Source organism: Streptomyces sp. Qhu_M48 (genome assembly GCF_051305195.1).
Taxonomy (GTDB): Bacteria; Actinomycetota; Actinomycetes; order Streptomycetales; family Streptomycetaceae; genus Streptomyces.
Genome location: NZ_CP195432.1, coordinates 114,506 through 133,534, shown reverse-complemented (window position 1 = coordinate 133,534; position 19,029 = coordinate 114,506). Strand labels below are relative to the sequence as shown.

Genomic DNA, 19,029 nt, shown 5'->3' with positions numbered 1-19,029 from the left:
CGCGCCGCGCAGCCGCGCGGGCACCCACACCCACCGAAGGGAACACCCGATGGCCAACATCCGGGAGCTGCGCACCAAGCGCACCAAGCTCGGCGCCGACGCCCGAGCGATCATGACGCAGGCCGAGACCGAGGGCCGCTCGATGACGCCCGAGGAGGAGGTGCGGTTCGACAAGTTCATGGAGGAGCGCGACGGCGTCGACCGCACCATCGAGCGGGTCGAGAAGCTGGAGGACGAGGAGCGCGGCCTGGAGGACCTGGAGCGCGGCGGGAAGCCGGGCGGCGACGAGGCGATGGGCGCGCTGCGTGCCTACCTCCTCGGGGGCCGGTCCGTCCTGACCGAGCGGCAGGCCCGCGCGCTCAACGCCGGCCACGACCCCGAGGGCGGGTTCCTCGTCGCGCCGCAGCAGTTCGTCAAGGACCTCCTCAAGGGCGTGGACGACATGGTCGCGCTGCGCGGCCTGGCGACCGTTCACCAGCTGACCCAGGCCGAGTCCCTCGGCGTGCCCACGCTGGACACCGACCTGAACGACGCCGACTGGACGAGCGAACTCGCCACCGGCAACCAGGACGACGCGATGCGGTTCGGCAAGCGCGAGCTCCGCCCGCACCCGCTGGCCAAGCGGGTCAAGATCAGCCGCAAGCTGATGCGCGCCTCGACGACGAACCCCGAGACCCTCGTGCGCGAGCGCATGGGCTACAAGTTCGGCGTCACCGCCGAGAAGGCCTACATGGTCGGCGACGGGAACCAGAAGCCGCTGGGCCTGTTCACCGCGAACTCCGACGGCATCCCCACCTCGCGGGACGTCGACGTCTCCACCTCCGGCACGGGGTTCACGAACGTCGCCGCGGGCAACGCGGCGGACGACCTGATCACCGCGAAGTACACGCTCAAGGGCGCCTACCACCGCAACGCGCGGTGGCTGTTCCACCGGCTGATGGTCGCCTCCGTGCGCAAGTTGAAGGACGGCGACGGCAACTACATCTGGGCCGCCGGCCTGTCGGACAGCGAGCCGGACAAGATCCTCGGCCTGCCGTTCATCATGTCCGAGTTCGCCCCGTCGACGTTCGGCGACGGCGACTACGTCGGCATGCTCGGCGACTTCTCGTACTACTGGATCGCCGAGGCCCTGCAGTTCGAGGTCCAGCGCCTCAACGAGTTGTACGCCGAGTCGAACCAGGTCGGGTTCATCGGCCGCCAGGAGGCCGACGGCATGCCCGTCCTCGCCGAGGCGTTCGTGCGTCTGCAGTCCAACGACGTCGTGCCGTAACCCCGGGCCCCCGCCCCGGTCCAGCGCAGCCCACCCAGACGAGGAGCAGCACCCATGCGCAGCGACATCAAGAACCACCTCGACATCGCCACCACCCTGACCCCGGCCGCGCGGGTCGACACCGCGACCGGGACCGGGGTGGACCTGGCGAACTACGACGCGGCCGCCGTCGTCATCACCACCGGCGTAGTCGCCAACGGCGCGTTCTCCATCGAGGTCCAGGAGTCCGACGCCCTCGGCTCCGGCTACACCGCGGTGGCCAACGGCGACCTGGACGGCACCGAGCCCGCGACGCTGACCGCGTCCACGGTCACCGTGATCGGCTACCACGGCATCAAGCGGTACATCCGCGTGGTGGCCACCGACGCCGGCACCGGTGACGCCAGCTTCGGCGTCACCGTCATCCGCGGCAAGGGCCGCGTCAAGCCCTGACTCCACCCCGCCCCCGCACGGCCACCGGGCCCCGCCACCACCGGCGGGGCCCGGCCGTGTTCCCGACACCTGGAGGACCCCATGCGAGTCGAGATGCTGCGGCTCATGGCCAACCCGAAGTACGGCAACCAGCCCGAGGGCGCGATCGTCGACATGGACGACGCCGACGCCGAACGGCGCATCGCCGCCGGGGACTGCCGGCCGCTCGACGAGCCGAAGAAGAAGCGCGGCGCCCGTACGGCGGCCAGGACCGCCACCCCGCCCACGCCCCCGGCGCCGCCCGTCGAGCCGGACGTGCCCGTCGAGGCCATGACCGTCGACCAGCTGCGCACGTTCGCGGCCGAGCAGGACATCGACCTCGGCGAGGCCCGGCTGAAGGAGGACATCCGGGCCGTCGTGGCCGCCGAGCTGGAGCGCCGCCGCGACGAGGACGACGAGGGCGGGGGCTCCTGACATGGCGTACGCCACGGCGGACGAACTCCGCCGCCTCCTGCGCATCGAGTCCTTCACCGAGGACGAGACCGCCACCGCCGAGCTGTTGATCGAGCTCGCGCAGGGGGTCATCGAGGGCGAGACCGGCCAGGCCCTGGAGCAGTCCACCGACACCGTGATCCTCGACGGCCCCACCGACGAGGACCCCCGCTACCACCCGGCCACCGGCTCCCGGAAATTGATCCTTCCGCGCTGGCCCGTGACGGCCGTCGCCTCCGTCAGCCTCACCGACGAGGCCGAGCCGCTCGTATTCGGGCCGGTCGAGGACTACACGTGGTCGGCCGCCGGGATCCTGCACCGCCGCGGTGGTGACTGGCCCAGCCAGGACCGGGCCGTCGAGGTCACCTACACCGCCGGGTACAGCACCATCCCCCCGGGGCTCAAGCGCATGTGCCTGCGCCTGGCGGTGTCCGGCTGGGCCAACCCGGAGTTCCTCTCCGCCGAGACCCTCGGCGACCACTCCCGCCAGTTCTCCGCCGAGGCCCTCGGGATGGAGCTCACCCCGGCCGACCGGCGCACGCTCGGCGCGTACCGGGCCCGGACATGATCGGCCGGTGGCTGAACCGGACCCTGGAGGTCTGGCGCGAGACCACCACCGACGACGGCTACGGCGGCCAGGAGTCGACGTGGGTCCGCCAGGGCGAGGTACGGGGCAAGGTCGACCAGCCGTCCGCGTCGGACAGGGTGCTCGCGCAGCAGGCGAGCGCCGAGCACACCCACGACGTGTACCTCCTGCCCGGTGCCGACGTCGCGCGCGGCGACGAGCTGCGCGGCGGGGGCCAGGTCCTCGACGTCCGGTCCGTCGTCGAGCCGTCCAGCACCCGCTACCGCAAGGCCGAGTGCCGGTCGATCGAGCGGCAGGGAGGGTGAGATGACCCGCTCCGGGATGACCGTCGAGATCCTCGGCGCCGACCGGCTGCGGACCCAGCTGGAGGAGCTCGGCGAGGACATCATCGCCGCGCTGAAGAAGGCCGTGAAGGAGTCGGCCGAGGCCGTCAAGGCCGACACTCAGCGCGACGTCGCCAAGGACACCCGCAACCTGCACGACAAGGTCGACGTGGCCTACAAGGACGACGACCTGACCGCGCTCGTCGGCTGGCACAACGACACCGAGTTCTACGCCCGGTTCCTGGAGTACGGCACCCGCCGGGTCCAGGCCCGGCCCGCGCTGCGCCCCGCCCTGGAGGCCGAGCGCGGACGGTACAAGGCACGGCTGACCGACGAGGTGCGGAGGGCGCTGAGATGACGACCATCCCGCCGCCCGTCTCCCCGATGCTCCAGATCCAGGGAGCCATCCGGGCGCTGCTCGTCGACGACGACGCGCTGCAGGCGCTCGGCGCCACCGTGTACGACTACCTGCCCGAGGACGTCCCGTACCCGTTCATCGTGATCGGCGAGGCCACCGAGATTCCGGCCAACGCCCACGACCGGTTCGGGTGGGAGACGACCCCGGTCCTGCACGTCTGGGACAAGGCCCGCGGGTACAAGCGGGTGCTGCAGATCGGCGGCCGGCTGACCGCGCTCCTCGACCACCAGGCGCTCGACGTCCCCGGATACGACCACGTCGTCACCCGGTTCGAGTTCGCGCAGCCGCTGACCGACCCCGAGCCGCCGGGCACCATCCGCCACCTCGTCCAGCGCTACCGCGTCGTCACCGCGCAGCCCCGCTGACCCTCTCCTCTCTCGCCCCGGCCCGGCACCGGCCCGGGGCTCACCCCTGTTCCAGAAAGGAAGTGCCCCGATGGCTGCACTCAACAGCACCACCGTGGCCACGGTCGGCGGCCTGGCCGACCTCGACGCGGCCGCCGTCGCCGCGGCCGGAGGCGGCGACACCGCCCCGGTAGGCGAGGGCCTGTTCCTCTACGTCAACAACGCCGGCGGCGCGACCCGCACCGTCACGATCGCCACCCCGGGGACCGTCCACGGCCACGCCATCGCGGACGCCACCCTCGTCATCGCGGCCGCCAAGCGCGGCCTGATCCCGCTCAGCAATGTGTTCCGCGGCGCCACCGGACGGGCCGCGATCACCTACGACGCCGTCACCTCCGTGACCGTCGCCGTCCTCAAGATCGGAGCCTGACCCATGGCAGGTAAGGACGCATTCGGCAGCCAGTTCCTCCGCGACTCCACCGGGTCCGGCTCGTTCGCCGTGGTCGCCAACGTGACCGACATCAGCGGCCCCAGCCGCTCCCGCGAGGCGATCGAGGTCACCGCCCACGACTCCCCCAACAAGTACCGCGAGTTCATCAAGGGCCTGAAGGACGGCGGCGAGGTCGAGATCACCCTCAACTACGACCCGGGCAACGCCTCGCACTCCGCGCTCGACGCCGATTTCGAGGAGGACGAGCTGCGGGACTACCAGGTCGTCATCCTCCCCGGCGACCCCGACGAGCACACGTGGGAGTTCGCCGCCCTGATCACCGCCCTCGGCGACGAGTACCCCACCGAGGGCCAGATGGAGCGCACCGCGACGTTCAAGATCTCCGGCATGCCCACCCTCACCCCGACCGGCTGACAGGAGCCCACCCACCATGACCTCTCTCAAGGACCTGATCCGCAAGGCGAACGACATCCGCCACCAGGACGACGTGGAGATCCCCGAGTGGGCGCCCGGCGCCCGGTTCCGGGTGTGCGGCCTGCCGTCCGGCGACTGGGAGGCCTACCAGAACAGCCTGACGAAGATGACCCGCAAGGACGAGGCGACCGGCGTCGAGATGACGATCAAGAGCCGCAAGGCCGAGATCGTCGCCAAGGCGCTGCGGGACCAGGAGTCGGGCGAGCTCGTGTTCCCCGACCTGCGCGAGGGCATCGCCATCCTGTCCAAGCGCTCTGGCGGAATCGTCAACGGCCTGTTCAACCTGATCCGTCACCTGTCCGACGAGGACCGGGACTTCTCGCAGAAGGTCCAGGCCGCCGAGGGGGATTTCGGCGACGGCCAGAGCTGAGGCTGCAGTACGACCTCAGCGCGGCCTACCGCATCCCCCCTGGCGAGGTCCTGACGCGGTTCACCGAGGAGGAGCTGATCCGCCTCGTCGCGTACCAGAACCTCTACGGGCCCCTCGGGCCCAAGCGGCTGGACATCGTGGCCGCGCGCCTGGGCATGGACGTGGCCGCCCCGCACATGCGCAGGGGCGCCCGCCCCAAGCTGAGCGACCACCTCGTGCAGTGGAGCCGCAACGCCCGCCCGCGCCGGACCGGCCGCGAGCTCCTGGCCGCCGTCAAGGGCATCCACGCAGGCTTCACAGGAAGGAGCGAACGATGACGGTTCTCGACGAGCTCCTCGTCCGGATCGGCATGGACTCCTCCGGTGTCGACGAGGGCGTCCAGGAGACCACCAGTCGCCTCGACGGCCTCGCCGCCCCGGCCGCCGCCGCCGGCCTGGCCGCCGGTGCCGTGTTCGCGGCGGGCATCGCCGGAGCGATGGACATCGCCGAGGCGCAGCACACCCTCAAGGACAGCCTCGGCCTCACCGAGGTCGAGGCCGAGCGGGCGGGCGGCATCGCCGGAGACGTGTTCTCCGACGGGTTCGGCGGCTCCATGGAGGAGGTCGCCTCCGGCCTGTCGACCGTCACCGCCGCGATGGGCAAGCTCGGAGATTTCACGGACGCCGAGCTGCAGGACATGACCAAGTCCGCCCTCGGCCTGGCCCAGACGATGGAGGTCGACGTCGCCGACGCGTCCACCGCGGCGGGGGCCCTGATCAAGCAGGGCCTGGTCGCGGACGGTACCGAGGCGTTCGACGTCCTCACGAAGGCGGCGCAGGTCCTGCCCAAGTCGATGCTGGCCGACGTGCCCGCCATCGTCAGCGAGTACGGCACCCACTTCAAAAGGATCGGCCTCGACGCCAGCACGGCGTTCGGCATGATGTCGCAGTTCGTGAAGGCCGGCGGCAAGGACATCGACCAGGCCGCCGACGTCCTGCACGAGTTCGCGAGGATCACGTCCGAGGAGACGGACCGGGCCAGCGAGGGCTTCAAGGAGCTCGGGCTGGACAGCTCGAAGATGCTGGCCGACATCGGCAAGGGCGGGAAGCCCGCGGCCGACGCGCTGCAGCTCACCCTGGAGAAGCTCCGCGGAGTCGAGGACCCGGCGAAGCGCGCGCAGCTCGGGGTGGCGCTGTTCGGCGACATGGCCGGTGAGGCAGCGGACGCGCTGCTCGCCATGAACCCCGAGACCGCAAAAGCGGCCAGCGGGATGGACCAGGCGGCCGGCGCGTCGAAGAAGATGACCGACTCGATGGAGGCCTCGCCCGCACAGCAGATGGACGCCGCGATGCGGACCCTGCAGACCACGCTCGGCGAGTCCTTCCTGCCCATCCTCAAGTCCGTGTCGTCGTTCATCGGGGAGAACAAGGACGTGATCAAGGAGTGGATGCCGATCATCCTCATCCTGGTCGCCACCCTCGGCCTCATGGCGGCCGCCATCTGGATCGTGAACATCGCGATGCTGGCCAACCCGGTCGGCCTGATCATCGCCGGGGTCGTCGCCCTGATCGCGATCATCGTCGTCCTCGTCATGAAGTGGGACGAGGTGAAGAAGGCGCTCCTGGACTACTGGGAGCAGATCCAGGCCGACGCGATCCGGGTGTGGGACGCGATCGCCGGGTTCTTCATCGACCTCTGGAACAAGACCAAGGAAGACGCGATCCGGGCCTGGGACTCGGTCGTCGACTTCTTCGCCGACGTGTGGCACTGGATCGAGGACACGTTCAACCGGGGCGTCCAGTGGATCAAGGATCTGTGGGCGCGCTGGGACATCCCGGGGATGATCAGCCGCGCGTGGGGCAGCGCCACGACCTGGCTCAGCGACCAGTGGAACTGGATCGTCAGCATGGTCAGCGGCGCCGTGGACCAGATCGGCGGGTTCTTCGGCGGCATGTGGGACGGCATCACCTACGGCCTGAAGACGGCGCTCAACGCAGCGATCTGGATGATCAACCAGGCCATCGAGGGCATCAACTTCCTGATCTCCGGCGCGAACCGGGTCCCCGGGGTGAACATCCCGTTCATCCCGTACATCCCCTTCCTCGCCGAGGGCGGCATCACCACCGGCCCGACGCTGGCGATGATCGGCGAGGGCTCCGAGCAGGAGGCCGTTCTGCCGCTGTCCAAGCTCGAGGCATTGATCAGCGCGCCGACCACGATGGCCGCGCCGTCCACCGGCAAGGTCCAGCCGATCGAGGTGATCGTGACCGCGCGCGCCGACGCGAACGGGTTCCGCGACTTCCTGCAGTACGAGGTGTCCACCACCGCCGGCGGCTCCGTCGCCCGCTACGCCGGAGAGGACTGATCATGGTTTCCCTGCCGCCGCCGCGCACCACCGAGCTCCACTACGACGGTGTCTGGAACCCCGTACGCGTCCGCGAGTCGACCCCGGTCGAGATCACGCGCGGCCTTGCGGGGAAGGGCACCCGCGCCGAGCCCGCCGTCACGGAGCTCACCCTCGGCAACCGGGGCGGCGAGGTGTCCGCCCACGACCCGACCAGCGCGCTGTTCGGCAAGATCGGCCGCAACACCCCGATCCGGCTCAGCGTGGACGCTGGCGGGCCGCACCTGGCCTTCCCGGCGAACGGGGCGCCGCTCGTCTCGACGCCCGACCACGCCTCCCTCGGCGTCGCCGGAGACCTCGACGTCCGTATCGACGTCGCCCCCAACTCCTGGATGGACACCGCCGCCCTCGTCTCCCGGCACCGCGTCGCCGGCAGCCAGGTCCACTACGTGTTCCTCGTCGGGCAGAACCGCATGCTGCAGCTGCTGTGGTCGCCGAGCGGGACGAGCGGCGCGCAGCGGTACGTCACCGCCACCGCCCCCGTCCCGTTCTACGACGGGCAGCGCGTCGTCCTGCGCGCCGTCCTCGACATCAACAACGGGGCGGGCGGCTGCACCGTCAGGTTCAGCTACGCCCGCACGCTCGACTCCGCCCTGTGGCTGCCGATCGGCGACCCCGTCACCCAGGCCGGGACCACGTCCGTGTTCGACGGCACAGCCCCGCTGGACATCGGCGACAGCGACATGTCCCTCACGCCGGACGGGTTCACCGGCCTGAACCGGGTCCAGGGCCGCGTGCACGCCGCGCAGGTCTACGACGGCACCACCCTCAAGGTCGACATGCGGCCCGAGATCCAGGCGGCCCCGGGCGCGGCCCGCTTCACCGACGGCGCGGGCAGGGTGTGGACGCTGTCCGGCAGCGCCACCCTGTCCAACCGGCACGTGCGCCTGGAGGGCGAGGTACCCGCGTGGCCGCCGGAGCGTCACATCTCCGGCAACGACTCGACGGTGACGATCGCTCCGGCCGGGGTCATGCGGCGCCTCGGCATCGGCAAGCGGCCGCTCGACTCGGCCATCCGCCGCTACCTCGCCGCGGCCGGTCCGGTCGAGTGCTGGCCGCTCACCGACGGCGCCGAGGCCACCTCAGGCGCCCCGCTCATCGGCACCACCGCGCTGCAGGTCCTGCCGGGCAGCACCTACGCCTGGGCCGACGGCGAACTCGCCCCGTGGGTGGAGCCGGTGCTGCAGGTCTCGGGCCCGGCGAAGATCGTCGCCTCCGCGCCGTCGTCCGCCCTCATGGCGTCCGAGTGGTCCGTCGACTGGTGTTTCTCGCAGCTCGAATCGCTCGTCCTGGCCTCCGTGTGGGAGCGGCCCGGCTCGGGCCGCACGTGGAACCTCGCCCTGGACCCGGCTCTCGGGACAGTCGAGCTGACCACCGTGGTCCCCGGAGGCGGAGGCGGAACGCTCGGGAGCGTCACCGCCGCCGTGTTCGACGACCGGCCCCACCACGTCCGCGTACGGACCTCCTCGGGCGGCGGCGTCGCCCAGTGGTGGCTGTACATCGACGGCGTCGAGGTCCTGACGAGCGTGGAGCTCCTCGACGCCGGGCCGCCGATGAGCGTCGAGTGGATCTGTGGCCTCGCGGGCGGAATCTTCGACTCGATGTCCCTCGGCTACGTCACGTTGTGGGGCGCTTCGGCGCCGCCCGCCGCCGACGTCTACCGGGCCTTGGTCGGCTACCCCGGAGAGACCGCCGGCGCCCGCGTGAGCAGGGTCGCCGCCGAACAGGGCGTGCCGCTGAGCCTCGACGGCGAGCCTGCCCTGACGACTCCGCTCGGCGTCCAGACCCGGGAGACGTTCCTCGACACCCTGGAGGTCGGCTCCAAGTCGGACATGGGGCTGCTCCTGGAGCGGCGCGACTCCCGCGCGCTGCAGTACCGGGCCCGGCACACCCTCTACTCCCAGACGCCGATCCTGACCCTCGACTACGCCAACGGGGTCATCTCCGGGGAGTTCCGGCCGGTCGACGACGACCGCCTCCCCCGGAACATGGTCACGGCCCGCCGCGAGGGAGGCTCTGAGCACACCGCCGTCGAGGCGAGCGGCCGCCTGTCCGTCCAGGCCCCGCCGCTCGGCATCGGGGAGTACGAGGAGGCCGACACCTACTCGCTGGCCGCCGACGAGCAGGCCACCGGGCAGGCGTGGTGGCGGCTGCACGTCGGCCTGCACGGAGGCCTGCGCTACCCCCGCGTCACCGTCGACCTGGCCCAGCCCCGCGCCCAGGCGCTCGTCAACTCCATCCTCGAAGCGAACGTCGGGGACCTCCTGCGGATTGAGAACCTCCCGCCGGAGTACGGGTTTGGCTACGTGGACCTCCTCATCCGCGGCTACAAGGAGAAGCTCAGCGAGAAGGCCTGGCGGATCACGTTCACGTGCGACCCCGGGGGCCCGTGGAACGTTGGCATCTACGACGACCCCGTACGCGGGAAGTGCGGCGCGGCCTACTCGCAGCTCACCTCCGGCATCAGCTCGACGGCGACGTCGTTCTCCGTCACCACGACGGCCGGCCTCCCCTGGATCACCACCCCCAGCGAGTTCCCCATCGACATCACCATCGGCGGCGAAGAGATGCGCGCCACCTCCATCACCGGCGCGAGCTCGCCGCAGACGTTCAACGTCGTCCGCTCGACCAACGGCGTCGTCAAGACCCACGCCGCCGCGGCCCCGGTCAACGTGGCCCGCCCGGCCGTCTACGCCCTGTAAGGAGGCCCCGTGGTCGCCCCCATCGTCCAGCCCGGACAGACGATCTACTCCGACCCCATCAACGCCCTGGTGCAGCCCCACGTCCAGGCCTCCGTCGGCAGCTTCAACGTCCCGTCCGGAGGATCCACTTACACCGCCGTGGCTTTCACCTCGACCCTCAGCGGCAACACCGCATCCATGTGGTCCGTGAGTCAGCCCACGCGGCTCATCGCCCCGACCGCCGGGGTCTACCTCATCCACGGCGGCGTGATCTGGGCCGCCGCTCTCGGCGCCGCCGATGCCCGCGGGGAGATCCGCGCCAACGGCTCCGGAACCCCGGCACCCGGCACGCGCGTCAGCACCCAGCGCGGCAGCACAGGCAACATGCAGGCCACCGCGACCGGCACCGTCACCCTCGCCGCCGGCGGCTACATCGAGCTCTACCTCAACACGCAGAGCGGTTCGACCATCGCCGCCACCACCACCCTCGGCATCACCCGCATCTCCGCCACCTGACCGGAGGACCTCATGCCCGCCTTCCCCGACTTCGACGCCGCCGGCGTCGCCTACGACCTCCACCTCTGGCACCCCGAGTGGGGCTCGGTCCACGTGTCGGTCGGCACCCCGAGCTATCCCCCCGCGAACATCTTCGACAACGAGGGCGTCGAGCTGCTCGTCCGCCAGTTCGCGCAGGACCTCCTGGCCCCGATCGGCGGAGAGAAGATCCTCGAGGTCGTCCGCCTGCAGACCCAGGCCCAGACGTGGACGCCCCCGCCGCCGGAGCCGACCAACCCCTGACCCCGCCCCGTACCCGCACGCCCCGCGCCGATCCGGCCCGGGGCTCCGTCATGTCTGGAGGCCCCTCATGGCCAAGACCGGCCCACAGCGCTACCCCGGCGCGTCCACCGCGTACTGGTACGGCGACCGGTACGACGGCGCCGCGATGGAGATCAACGCCGTCGTCTGGCACACCACCGAAGGCACCACCCTCCCCACCTACGGCGGAGGTGCCGCCGCCCCGACGCTCACCGCCGTCCCCGACTTCGCCGCCAAGAAGCTCCGCTGGTACCAGCACTTCGACATCGAGCAGTCCGCCCGCGCGCTCGTCGACCGGGCCGGCGGCATCACGACCAACCGGAACAACCTCGCGCAGGTCGAGCTCGTCGGCACGTGCGACCCGGCCACCCACCGGCGCTGGACGGCCGAGGGACGCCAGCACATCTACTGGCCCGAGGCCCCCGAGTGGGCGCTGCGCGAGGTCGCCGCGTTCGTGCGCTGGCTCCACCAGAACCACGGCGTGCCGATGACGTCGACCGTGACCTGGCGGGCCTACCCGGGCAGCTACGGCCAGAGCGCCCCGCAGCGGCTCTCCGCCACCGCCTTCAACGTCTACACCGGCCACCTCGGCCACCAGCACGTCCCCGAGGGCAACAACCACGGGGACCCCGGCAACTTCGACATGGCGCGCGTGCTGCGGTACGCCGCCGGGACCCCCGAGGAGGACCCCCACATGGCCCTGTCCAAGAGCGACGTCGCACAGGCGGTGCTGGCGTACCGCGAGAAGACGGCCGACGCCGAGAGCCAGAAGAAGGGCCGCCGGATCCCGGACGTCTACGGCTACATCGTCGGCACCTACACCACCGTCCAGACCATCGCGGCCGACCTGAAGAAGGTCGTCGCCCTGCTCACCGCCCAGAAGGAGAAGTGATCATGTCCGACGCCGACAAGCGCACCCTACGCACCATCCTCCAGACCGCCCTCGGCATCGCCGTCATCCTGCCCGCCATCGTCAACGCGGCCGGGATCCCCCAGGCCCTGCCCTGGGTCGCCGGCGCCCTCGCCGTCGCGGGAGGCCTCACCCGCGTGATGGCCCTCCCCGGCGTCCAGCGGCTGCTCCCCGGCTGGCTCCGCACCGACCAGCCCCCGCACCTGACCCTCCCGCCCCGCCAGTAACACCAGCCCCACACGACCGGAGGTCACCGCGTGGACACTGCGACGCTCGGAGCACTCGGGACCATCCTGGTCGGCGTCGCGGTGGCCGGCGCATCCCTCGTCGGTCACCGCAGCCAGTCCCGCTCAGCGCGCGACGGCCAGGTCCTCGGCGGCTACTCCACCCTCGTCGACAACCTCCAGGAGGAGCGCGACAAGCTCCTCGCGCAGCTGACCGACAAGACGACGGAGCTCGCGGCGGCGTACGCCGAACTGGCTCGCGAGCGTGCCGACACCTCAGCCCTGCAACGCCAGATCGCAGAACTCACCACCGAACGCGACGGCCTACGCGAGCGCCTCGCCGAGCTGGAAGGACGCCCCGCGTGACGCCGACGCACCGCCATCCCACCGCCCTGCGCCGCACCCTCGCTCACCGCTGGCGCGCCCTCGCGCTCACCGCCGTCCTGCTCGTTCTGTCCGGCGCCGTCGTCCTGGTGTGGATGCGGATCACCCATGAGACCGCGGCGCGCGAGGAGGCCATCACCGAGGCGAACCTGCGCGGTGACGCGGCATCCACGTTGGCCGGCGACGTCCGCGTCCTGCGCGCCCAGGTCGAGGCGCTCGGCGAGGCCCCGGCCGCGCCCGACCCGGAGGAGGCCGTTGAGGACCTACCGCAGCGCACCACCGTCCCCGTCCCGATCCCCGGGCCCGCCGGCTCCCCTGGAGTCAAGGGCGACCCCGGGGAGCCCGGAGCCACCGGAGCCACCGGGCCCCCGGGTGTCCAGGGCGAGCCAGGCCCCGCCATCACCGGTCCGCCCGGGCCGACCGGACCCGCCGGACCGGCCATCACGGGCCCGGCAGGACCCACCGGGCCGCCCGGCCCTGCAGGGCCCGCCGGGCCGCCGGGGCAGGACGGCGCCGACGGCCGGGACGGCGCCGACGGCACGACCGGCCAGCCCTGCCCCGACGGCTACACGCTGCAGCCGCTCAACGGCGACCCGAACACCCTCGCCTGCCAACGCCCGGCCGCACCCACACCCACCCCGAGCCCGCTCAAGCGCGCCGAGGCCACCGCCCTGGACCCGACCCGCCGCCAGTACCCGTGAACATCGCCCCCTCCGCCGAAGCGGAGGGGGCGATGTCCTCGTTCACCTCAAGCCGCGCCAGGCGTCTGCGCGTCCGGCAGGGTCTCTATCGCGTTGAGGACTAGGGCGCGCGCGGCCGCGCCGTACACGGCCATGCTGCGCAGCTGCTCGAACGCTGCCTCGTACAGCGCGACCTCGGTGGGCTGGGTGATGTTCACCTCGGCAGAGAGCAGCTCGACGGAGGCGAGGGCGTCGTCGTACAGGTGGAACACCTCCTGCGGCCACAGCGTCCGGCCGGGGGTGTTCATGGGAATGATGCCGAGGGAGACGGCAGGGAGGGCGCCGGCGGTGAGGAGGTGGCCGAGCTGGGCGGCCATGTCGTCGCCGCTGCCGAGCTGGTACCTCAGGGCGCTCTCCTCGATGACGACGACGAAGCGGCGGCCGGCCTGGTGGATGATCCGGGACCGTTCGACCCGGGCGGCGGCGGCCTCGGCGGAGTCGTCCGGGATGCCGAGCAACCGCGCGTTGCTGGAGAGCAGAGCGCGGATGTAGCCCTCGGTCTGGAGGATGCCGGGGACGAGGGTGGGCGAGTACACCCGGAAGGTCCTGGTGGCCTGGTAGAGACTCGTGTAGCTGGTCTGGAGCTGGCGGAGGCCGTTGCGGGCCCGCGTGCGCCACTCCTGGTACATGGTTTCGGCGTCACGGGAAAGCGCGACGAGGTCGGCGGCCTGGCCGTCGGCGCCGCAGGCCCGGCACCAGGCGACGATATCGGGGCTGGACGGCGGCGTCTTGGCAGTCTGGATCCGGGAGACCTTCGAGTGGCTCCACCCGCACCGGGTGGCGAGCTCGGTGATCGTCAGCCCCGCGTCCTCGCGCAGCTCACGCAGGTGGCGCGCAACACCCGCGCGGGCGGCCTGCGCCGAGGACGACGGGGAGACGGACATGATGAGCTCCTGCTATCGGATCTTGTACTCGGCGTGCGGGACAGCACGCTTCCACACTGCCTCAACGGCGTCGGCGTACGCCCTCACGAGGTCGGGCTCCGTACGCAGCTCCATCGGCACATCGGCCCACTCGCCGGTCCCGGTGAAGTGGTTGAGAAGAAGCCTCTGCTCGTCGAAGATCCACCCGTCCACCACCGGCAGGAGGAGGCCGACGGCCTGGTCCCGGGGGAGCCACCGCACCTCCTCGCCCGCGGCCACGTTCACTGCCGTGCCGGCGTGCTCGTACCGGATGTAGTCGCTCACCGGCTCCGACACGATCCGGACCCGCCGAATGGCCACGCCGCGAGCGGTCGCGGCCCGCACCATCTCGGCCCAGGGCGCCCAGTACGCGGAGGCCGGGTTGACGTCGCGCTCGCCGGTCTCGCGCCAGCGCCGGTAGTCGGCGGCCTCGTCCGGAACGGTGTAGACGTCCCGGAGCTCCAGGTGGATAGCCGACCGCCGGGCGCCGGCGAGCAGTTCATCGAACCGCGGCGGCTCGTTCTGCGGCATCGCAGGCCTCCCTCAGAATCGGGACCATGTGGGCAGGGATCCGTACAACCGTCTCCCCTTCGGGGACCACCTTGTCGTGGCCGGGCGCGTTCTTCTCCACGCACTCGGCGCGGGTTGCCTCGTCGGCGATGTAGCTCTGGAGCACGATGTCTCCGGCCTCCTCGTCGACCCAGGCCGTCGGGCTCCCCGTCTGCCCGGACTCCGGGTCTACGCCGATGAACTGTAGGGACATGCTCGTCTCCGTCTGTAGGAGTGTGCACTGATGTGCACCAACGTGCCGCTGCCGAGTAGTTCGGTCAAGGGTACGAACACGCCAGAGCAGCAGGTCGGCTGAATCCGTGCACAGCCGTGCACAACGCTGGTGTGCACGCACATCCGGTCCCTAGCGTCGTGCCTCGTCCCCGCTGACCGGCCGACGGGAGCCACAGCATGATGACGATCAAGGTGTACCGAGTACGCCCGGACGGGACGACCCAGGCCGTCTCACACGAGCAGATCTCGCGGCCGACCGAGATCCCCGCCACCAGCTCATTCGACCCGTGCGGATGCCCTCGCCACCGCCACGGCTGGTGCGACTTTCACAAGGGATCGTCGAGGACGTCCGTCCTGGTCGACGAGCACCGCCGCGCCTGCGCCCCATGCCGCGAGCAGCGCGGCCTCACACCTGCGGCCCGGCCATGAGTAGCCAGGGCGGAAGCGTGATTTCTGGCTACTGCCGCGGGCGGGCGCACCACACGTGCCAGCCCGGCCCCGTCGTGACCTGCTACGGCGATGTCGCGCTCGTCATCCGCTGCGACTGCTCCTGCCACAAGAAGCGAAGGCGAACAAGCCAGCCCACCAGATCTGGAGGCACCACCCAGTGAGTACGACCACCATCCCGAAGATCAAGAACCCCAGGGATCTCATCACCCCCGCCGCGTTCGAGGGAGTGGCCGCGACCGTTGTCGACAACAACGCCGGCATGGCTCTGACGGACGCCGAAAGGATCGTCGAGGAGGCACTGAAGTTCGTCGCCACCGGCGCCCGGCAGCCCGGGGGGATGCGCCCCTCGCGCACCGTCGACGAGGGCTGGCACGCGCTGATCCTGCACACGCAGGTCTACGCGCGCCTGTGCAGCGACCTGGGCCACTTCGTCCACCACGTGCCCGAGCGTCCCGACCCGACCCGCCACGACCCGACCGCCCTGGAGGGCACCCAGGCCCGGATCGAGCAGGCCGGCTACGCCGTCGACCGCACCCTCTGGCTCGGCCCGTCCAACGGCAGCGTGCCCGTCGCGGCGTCTTGCGAGCACACCAGCTGCGGCGACGCCAACTGTGAGCTGACCTGCCGCACCGACCACCCCAACTAGATAGGCTGACCGGCCATGAGCGCCCAGTGGCAGGCCCCCGAGTACGGGTCCCTCATCGAGCACCTGGCCCAGTTGCGGCAGAGTCGCCAGTACCTGGGTACCCGTCGAGGGCCTGGCCGGTGCGGTAGTTGCCGCGGTGGTCGGCGCGTCGTCCTCGTCGGCGAGGGCCGCCAGGTCCTCTACAGCGAGGCGTGTCTCGGCTGCGAGGGCAACGGCACGGCGGCGGGGGTTACTGCACCAGCTCCGTAAGCGGGGCGCCGGTTGCGCGCGCGATCAGGAGCAGGGCTCCGAGACTGGGATCAGAGATTCCATGCTCAATACGGTGGATCGTTTTGTGATCAAGGCCCACCAGAGTGCCGAGTGCGACCTGCGAGAGGTCGGCATGCAGACGGGCGTCTCGGATTCGGGCACCGATCTGCACGCGTCGGGTGAGCACCCAGGCGGGCTGTTCGGCGGGCATCCGTCAAACGTCGGTCGTTCATGATCCATTTGTCTTTACCCCTCTGGGTAAATTTCGTGATCAAGGGTAGGGTCCGACCTCATCCGGAACGCGAAATTCCAGGCTGGCCCTCCCGTGCCCCCAGGCTCAGGGAGTGGTCAGGTCGAGCCCCCTACGCCGCGGCGTAGGGGGCTCGGTCATGTCCTGGGCGCGCTGCCTAGGTCTGGCGATAGTGTTGATGTTTGCCAGGGGTTGAGGTCGACGGCCTCGGCGCCGCGCACCTCGCCGACCACGAGCCGGTCCGGCCGCATCCGCAGCGCCTGACGGACGAGGTCCCGGAGGGTCACGAGGCCGGCGCCCTCCTGGTTCGCGGGCCGCGCCTCAAGCCGCACCACATGCGGGTGGTCCGGTCGCAGCTCCGCCGAGTCCTCGGCGAGGACGATCCGCTCCCGCTCCCCCACCAGGCCGAGCAGGGAGGCGAGCAGCGTGGTCTTTCCTGTCCCGGTACCACCGCTGACCAGGTACGACACCCGGGCGTCGATCAGGGCGCGCAGGATCGGGGCACCGCCCGGCGGCACCGTGCCCGCCGCCGCCAGCTCCTCCAGGGTGAAGGCGCGGGGGCGCACGACCCGGAGCGACAGGCAGGTCGATCCGACCGCCACCGGTGGCAGCACGGCGTGCATCCGGGTGCCGTCGGGCAGTCGTGCGTCCACCCAGGGCCGGGCGTCGTCGAGCCTGCGTCCGGCCACCGCCGCGAGCCGTTGCGCGAGCCTGCGCACGGCGGCGGCGTCGGGGAAGGACACCGGGGCCCGTTCGAGGCCGGCTCCCCGGTCCACCCAGACCCGGTCGGGCGCCGAGACCAGGACGTCGGTGACGGCGGGGTCGGCGAGCAACGGTTCGAGGGGGCCGGTGCCGATGAGCTCGCACCTCAACTCCTCCGCCGCGCCGAGCACTTCCGCGTCCCCGAGGAGCCGCCCCTGGGCCCGCAGGGCCGCTGCCACCCGCGCCGGGGTGGGATCGGAGCCGCTCGCCGCGAGCCGCTGGCGCACGGCGTCGAGAAGCCCCGCGCCACCGCCCGCTCCCCCTGCCCCGGTCATGCCGCACCCCCGGGCACGAGGGCACGGGCCCAGAAGGCGTCGCAGAACCGGCCGAGCGGTCCACGGGGCTCGGCGCCCGGTGGCACCCCCGCGTCCTGGTCGGCCACGATCCCCGGGTCGTAGGGGAGTTCACCGGCCAGCGGCAGCCGCAGCGCGTCGGCGACCCATCGCTCGTCGAGCCCCGCCGCGTACGGTCCGCGGACCACGACGCGCAGGTCGCGCACGACGGCGGAGAGGGTCGAGGCGACCCGGTGGGCCGCCGCGACGGCCCTCAACTCGCCAGGGACGACGAGCAGTCCGAGGTCGAGCTGGGCCAGGGCCTCGGCGGCCGCCGCGTCCGTTCCGCGCGGCAGGTCGACCACGACGACCCCGCCCCGTCGGCGGGCCGCGGCGAGCACGGACCGCACGGACTCGGGCGGCACCGGCGCCGCGGGCTCCCTGCCCCAGCTGAGCACCCGGACGCCCCGCACGGACGGCAGGGACTCCTCCAGGGCGCCGCCGGCCAGGCGCCCCTTGGAGGCGGCGAAGTCGGGCCAGCGTCTTCCCTCCTCGCGCTCGCCGCCGAGCAACACGTCGAGCCCTCCGCCCAGCGGGTCGCCGTCGACGAGCAGGGTGCGCCGCCCGGTCCGGGCGGCGGCGAGCGCGAGGCCGCAGGCGAGGGTGGAGGCACCCGCACCCCCTCGGCCGCCGACGACGCCGACGGTCAGGGCCTGCCGGCCCACGCCCTCGGCCGCGTCGGCGATGCGATCGACGAGGAGGCTCTCGGCGTCCGGCAGTCGCAGCACGCACTCCGCGCCGGTCTCGACGGCCAGCCGCCACACCCCCGGATCCTCCTGGTCGCGGCCGACGAGGACGATGCCGGGGCGGCGCGCCGCTCCCCGGCAGCGGGCGGCGGCGTCGTCGCCGACCAGGACGAGCGGCGGGTCGGTCCAGCTCGCCCGCCGCTCCGGCACCCGGTGGTGCACCTCGGGCTCGACCCCCGCCGCGGCGCACAGCCGCAGGAGGTCGTCGAGGAGCCCGAGGTCCTCGGTGACGATCAGCGGCCCCGTGCGGCGCGGTTCGTCCGCGCCGGGCGTCTCCGGCCCGCTCGGCGCCGAAGTCCACGCCGTACCCCTGGCCCCGGAAGTCCTGGATGCCTCCATGGCACACACTCCTGTCGTGTTTCCTGCCGTCCGCGAACTTCGCGACAGGAATCACCGTGGGGCCGTGCCGAAAATCCTGGGGAGCGTGCCGAAAAACTGTGGATATCCGAAGCCCTGTGAATATCTTCGCCACCCGCCCGGGGGGCTGTTCGGAACGGAACCCGCCGGTTACCGTGAGTGACGAATCAAGAGTCCGGCGACGCGTCGGACGGAAGCGCGGCCGACGGGCTGGAGAAGGGAGATGGCGGTGTCACACAGGGCCAAAACGGCTCCGGACATGCGACGACCCCCGC

At 71.7% G+C, this 19,029-nt stretch carries 26 protein-coding genes and 1 pseudogene; 21 read left to right on the top strand and 6 right to left on the bottom strand.

Annotation, left to right across the window (positions count from 1 at the left end; all coding sequences use genetic code 11):
- Positions 1–49 precede the first annotated feature (49 nt).
- The 19 genes from ACRRSS_RS00675 (at position 50) to ACRRSS_RS00585 (ending at position 13,238) form a co-directional block, all read left to right on the top strand.
- Positions 50–1,270: a phage major capsid protein gene (locus tag ACRRSS_RS00675; protein ID WP_435969313.1), complete on the top strand. Its 1,221-nt coding sequence runs from the start codon at positions 50–52 to the stop codon at positions 1,268–1,270.
- A 54-nt stretch (positions 1,271–1,324) separates the two neighbouring features.
- Entirely contained in the window at positions 1,325–1,702 is a 378-nt protein-coding gene (locus ACRRSS_RS00670; protein ID WP_435969312.1) for a hypothetical protein, read from the top strand.
- Between the two features lie 81 nt (positions 1,703–1,783).
- Positions 1,784–2,155, top strand: a complete 372-nt coding sequence (locus tag ACRRSS_RS00665) for a hypothetical protein (protein WP_435969311.1) — start codon at positions 1,784–1,786, stop codon at positions 2,153–2,155.
- A gap of 1 nt (position 2,156) precedes the next feature.
- Positions 2,157–2,741: a hypothetical protein gene (locus ACRRSS_RS00660; RefSeq protein WP_435969310.1), complete on the top strand. Its 585-nt coding sequence runs from the start codon at positions 2,157–2,159 to the stop codon at positions 2,739–2,741.
- Positions 2,738–3,064, top strand: a complete 327-nt coding sequence (locus ACRRSS_RS00655) for a phage head closure protein (RefSeq protein WP_435969309.1) — start codon at positions 2,738–2,740, stop codon at positions 3,062–3,064. The genes ACRRSS_RS00660 and ACRRSS_RS00655 overlap by 4 nt, the downstream gene beginning before the upstream one ends.
- Position 3,065: 1 nt before the next feature.
- Positions 3,066–3,440: an HK97-gp10 family putative phage morphogenesis protein gene (locus tag ACRRSS_RS00650; RefSeq protein ID WP_435969308.1), complete on the top strand. Its 375-nt coding sequence runs from the start codon at positions 3,066–3,068 to the stop codon at positions 3,438–3,440.
- Positions 3,437–3,865, top strand: a complete 429-nt coding sequence (locus ACRRSS_RS00645) for a DUF3168 domain-containing protein (RefSeq protein WP_435969307.1) — start codon at positions 3,437–3,439, stop codon at positions 3,863–3,865. The genes ACRRSS_RS00650 and ACRRSS_RS00645 overlap by 4 nt, the downstream gene beginning before the upstream one ends.
- A 70-nt stretch (positions 3,866–3,935) precedes the next feature.
- On the top strand, positions 3,936–4,274 hold the full coding sequence (locus ACRRSS_RS00640; RefSeq protein WP_435969306.1) for a hypothetical protein: 339 nt from the start codon (positions 3,936–3,938) through the stop codon (positions 4,272–4,274).
- 3 nt (positions 4,275–4,277) lie between these two features.
- Entirely contained in the window at positions 4,278–4,709 is a 432-nt protein-coding gene (locus ACRRSS_RS00635) for a phage tail tube protein (protein WP_435969305.1), read from the top strand.
- Positions 4,710–4,725: 16 nt separating this feature from the next.
- Positions 4,726–5,139 carry a hypothetical protein gene (locus ACRRSS_RS00630; protein WP_435969304.1) on the top strand — a complete coding sequence of 138 codons (414 nt, stop codon included), beginning with the start codon at positions 4,726–4,728 and terminating at the stop codon, positions 5,137–5,139.
- Positions 5,136–5,456: a phage tail assembly protein T gene (locus tag ACRRSS_RS00625; protein WP_435975218.1), complete on the top strand. Its 321-nt coding sequence runs from the start codon at positions 5,136–5,138 to the stop codon at positions 5,454–5,456. Before ACRRSS_RS00630 ends, ACRRSS_RS00625 begins: the two co-directional genes overlap by 4 nt.
- The gene (locus tag ACRRSS_RS00620; RefSeq protein ID WP_435969303.1) at positions 5,453–7,483 is read left to right on the top strand and encodes a phage tail tape measure protein; all 2,031 of its coding nucleotides are present in this window, start codon (positions 5,453–5,455) and stop codon (positions 7,481–7,483) included. The genes ACRRSS_RS00625 and ACRRSS_RS00620 overlap by 4 nt, the downstream gene beginning before the upstream one ends.
- Before the next feature lie 2 nt (positions 7,484–7,485).
- Positions 7,486–10,224 (top strand): hypothetical protein, encoded by a 2,739-nt coding sequence (locus tag ACRRSS_RS00615; protein WP_435969302.1) that lies wholly within the window; start codon positions 7,486–7,488, stop codon positions 10,222–10,224.
- Positions 10,225–10,233: 9 nt separating this feature from the next.
- The gene (locus ACRRSS_RS00610) at positions 10,234–10,719 is read left to right on the top strand and encodes a hypothetical protein (protein ID WP_435969301.1); all 486 of its coding nucleotides are present in this window, start codon (positions 10,234–10,236) and stop codon (positions 10,717–10,719) included.
- Positions 10,720–10,731: 12 nt separating this feature from the next.
- On the top strand, positions 10,732–11,001 hold the full coding sequence (locus ACRRSS_RS00605; protein WP_435969300.1) for a hypothetical protein: 270 nt from the start codon (positions 10,732–10,734) through the stop codon (positions 10,999–11,001).
- 67 nt (positions 11,002–11,068) lie between these two features.
- Positions 11,069–11,911 (top strand): hypothetical protein, encoded by an 843-nt coding sequence (locus ACRRSS_RS00600; protein ID WP_435969299.1) that lies wholly within the window; start codon positions 11,069–11,071, stop codon positions 11,909–11,911.
- A 2-nt stretch (positions 11,912–11,913) separates the two neighbouring features.
- Positions 11,914–12,156: a hypothetical protein gene (locus ACRRSS_RS00595; RefSeq protein WP_435969298.1), complete on the top strand. Its 243-nt coding sequence runs from the start codon at positions 11,914–11,916 to the stop codon at positions 12,154–12,156.
- Positions 12,157–12,186: 30 nt separating this feature from the next.
- Entirely contained in the window at positions 12,187–12,519 is a 333-nt protein-coding gene (locus tag ACRRSS_RS00590; protein ID WP_435969297.1) for a hypothetical protein, read from the top strand.
- Complete coding sequence (locus ACRRSS_RS00585; protein WP_435969296.1) at positions 12,516–13,238, top strand: collagen-like protein; 723 nt, start codon at positions 12,516–12,518, stop codon at positions 13,236–13,238. The genes ACRRSS_RS00590 and ACRRSS_RS00585 overlap by 4 nt, the downstream gene beginning before the upstream one ends.
- Before the next feature lie 47 nt (positions 13,239–13,285).
- Here the strand turns inward: ACRRSS_RS00585 and ACRRSS_RS00580 are convergent, their stop codons facing one another.
- The 3 genes from ACRRSS_RS00580 to ACRRSS_RS00570 are packed head-to-tail and all read right to left on the bottom strand — an operon-like array spanning position 13,286 to position 14,942.
- Positions 13,286–14,161 (bottom strand): helix-turn-helix domain-containing protein, encoded by an 876-nt coding sequence (locus tag ACRRSS_RS00580; RefSeq protein ID WP_435969295.1) that lies wholly within the window; start codon positions 14,159–14,161, stop codon positions 13,286–13,288.
- A gap of 12 nt (positions 14,162–14,173) precedes the next feature.
- Complete coding sequence (locus tag ACRRSS_RS00575; protein WP_435969294.1) at positions 14,174–14,710, bottom strand: DUF6879 family protein; 537 nt, start codon at positions 14,708–14,710, stop codon at positions 14,174–14,176.
- On the bottom strand, positions 14,679–14,942 hold the full coding sequence (locus ACRRSS_RS00570) for a hypothetical protein (RefSeq protein ID WP_435969293.1): 264 nt from the start codon (positions 14,940–14,942) through the stop codon (positions 14,679–14,681). Before ACRRSS_RS00570 ends, ACRRSS_RS00575 begins: the two co-directional genes overlap by 32 nt.
- A 627-nt stretch (positions 14,943–15,569) precedes the next feature.
- Here ACRRSS_RS00570 and ACRRSS_RS00565 point away from each other — a divergent pair.
- The gene (locus tag ACRRSS_RS00565) at positions 15,570–16,058 is read left to right on the top strand and encodes a glycine-rich domain-containing protein (protein WP_435969292.1); all 489 of its coding nucleotides are present in this window, start codon (positions 15,570–15,572) and stop codon (positions 16,056–16,058) included.
- Between the two features lie 15 nt (positions 16,059–16,073).
- Entirely contained in the window at positions 16,074–16,307 is a 234-nt protein-coding gene (locus ACRRSS_RS00560; protein ID WP_435969291.1) for a hypothetical protein, read from the top strand.
- Here the strand turns inward: ACRRSS_RS00560 and ACRRSS_RS00555 are convergent.
- From ACRRSS_RS00555 to ssd, 3 genes and pseudogenes are all read right to left on the bottom strand, one after another.
- Positions 16,288–16,518 carry a helix-turn-helix transcriptional regulator gene (locus tag ACRRSS_RS00555; RefSeq protein ID WP_435969290.1) on the bottom strand — a complete coding sequence of 77 codons (231 nt, stop codon included), beginning with the start codon at positions 16,516–16,518 and terminating at the stop codon, positions 16,288–16,290. The two genes, ACRRSS_RS00560 and ACRRSS_RS00555, sit on opposite strands and share 20 nt — an antisense overlap.
- A 233-nt stretch (positions 16,519–16,751) precedes the next feature.
- A pseudogene (locus ACRRSS_RS00550) lies at positions 16,752–17,594 on the bottom strand (TadA family conjugal transfer-associated ATPase); the annotation flags it as partial.
- Complete coding sequence (gene ssd, locus ACRRSS_RS00545; protein WP_435969289.1) at positions 17,591–18,736, bottom strand: septum site-determining protein Ssd; 1,146 nt, start codon at positions 18,734–18,736, stop codon at positions 17,591–17,593. The gene ssd and the pseudogene ACRRSS_RS00550, both read right to left, overlap by 4 nt.
- Positions 18,737–19,029 lie beyond the last annotated feature (293 nt).

What these genes read in the sequence shown, in the direction of transcription:
- ACRRSS_RS00595 (WP_435969298.1), top strand. Translation starts at nt 11,914, where the DNA reads ATGTCCGACGCCGACAAGCGCACCCTACGCACCATCCTCCAGACCGCC.
- ACRRSS_RS00650 (WP_435969308.1), top strand. Translation starts at nt 3,066, where the DNA reads ATGACCCGCTCCGGGATGACCGTCGAGATCCTCGGCGCCGACCGGCTG.
- ACRRSS_RS00660 (WP_435969310.1), top strand. Translation starts at nt 2,157, where the DNA reads ATGGCGTACGCCACGGCGGACGAACTCCGCCGCCTCCTGCGCATCGAG.
- ACRRSS_RS00580 (WP_435969295.1), bottom strand. Translation starts at nt 14,161, where the DNA reads ATGTCCGTCTCCCCGTCGTCCTCGGCGCAGGCCGCCCGCGCGGGTGTT.
- ACRRSS_RS00605 (WP_435969300.1), top strand. Translation starts at nt 10,732, where the DNA reads ATGCCCGCCTTCCCCGACTTCGACGCCGCCGGCGTCGCCTACGACCTC.
- ACRRSS_RS00555 (WP_435969290.1), bottom strand. Translation starts at nt 16,518, where the DNA reads ATGCCCGCCGAACAGCCCGCCTGGGTGCTCACCCGACGCGTGCAGATC.
- ACRRSS_RS00575 (WP_435969294.1), bottom strand. Translation starts at nt 14,710, where the DNA reads ATGCCGCAGAACGAGCCGCCGCGGTTCGATGAACTGCTCGCCGGCGCC.
- ACRRSS_RS00620 (WP_435969303.1), top strand. Translation starts at nt 5,453, where the DNA reads ATGACGGTTCTCGACGAGCTCCTCGTCCGGATCGGCATGGACTCCTCC.
- ACRRSS_RS00655 (WP_435969309.1), top strand. Translation starts at nt 2,738, where the DNA reads ATGATCGGCCGGTGGCTGAACCGGACCCTGGAGGTCTGGCGCGAGACC.
- ACRRSS_RS00675 (WP_435969313.1), top strand. Translation starts at nt 50, where the DNA reads ATGGCCAACATCCGGGAGCTGCGCACCAAGCGCACCAAGCTCGGCGCC.
- ssd (WP_435969289.1), bottom strand. Translation starts at nt 18,736, where the DNA reads ATGGAGGCATCCAGGACTTCCGGGGCCAGGGGTACGGCGTGGACTTCG.
- ACRRSS_RS00665 (WP_435969311.1), top strand. Translation starts at nt 1,784, where the DNA reads ATGCGAGTCGAGATGCTGCGGCTCATGGCCAACCCGAAGTACGGCAAC.
- ACRRSS_RS00630 (WP_435969304.1), top strand. Translation starts at nt 4,726, where the DNA reads ATGACCTCTCTCAAGGACCTGATCCGCAAGGCGAACGACATCCGCCAC.
- ACRRSS_RS00560 (WP_435969291.1), top strand. Translation starts at nt 16,074, where the DNA reads ATGAGCGCCCAGTGGCAGGCCCCCGAGTACGGGTCCCTCATCGAGCAC.
- ACRRSS_RS00670 (WP_435969312.1), top strand. Translation starts at nt 1,325, where the DNA reads ATGCGCAGCGACATCAAGAACCACCTCGACATCGCCACCACCCTGACC.
- ACRRSS_RS00615 (WP_435969302.1), top strand. Translation starts at nt 7,486, where the DNA reads ATGGTTTCCCTGCCGCCGCCGCGCACCACCGAGCTCCACTACGACGGT.
- ACRRSS_RS00645 (WP_435969307.1), top strand. Translation starts at nt 3,437, where the DNA reads ATGACGACCATCCCGCCGCCCGTCTCCCCGATGCTCCAGATCCAGGGA.
- ACRRSS_RS00600 (WP_435969299.1), top strand. Translation starts at nt 11,069, where the DNA reads ATGGCCAAGACCGGCCCACAGCGCTACCCCGGCGCGTCCACCGCGTAC.
- ACRRSS_RS00635 (WP_435969305.1), top strand. Translation starts at nt 4,278, where the DNA reads ATGGCAGGTAAGGACGCATTCGGCAGCCAGTTCCTCCGCGACTCCACC.
- ACRRSS_RS00640 (WP_435969306.1), top strand. Translation starts at nt 3,936, where the DNA reads ATGGCTGCACTCAACAGCACCACCGTGGCCACGGTCGGCGGCCTGGCC.
- ACRRSS_RS00570 (WP_435969293.1), bottom strand. Translation starts at nt 14,942, where the DNA reads ATGTCCCTACAGTTCATCGGCGTAGACCCGGAGTCCGGGCAGACGGGG.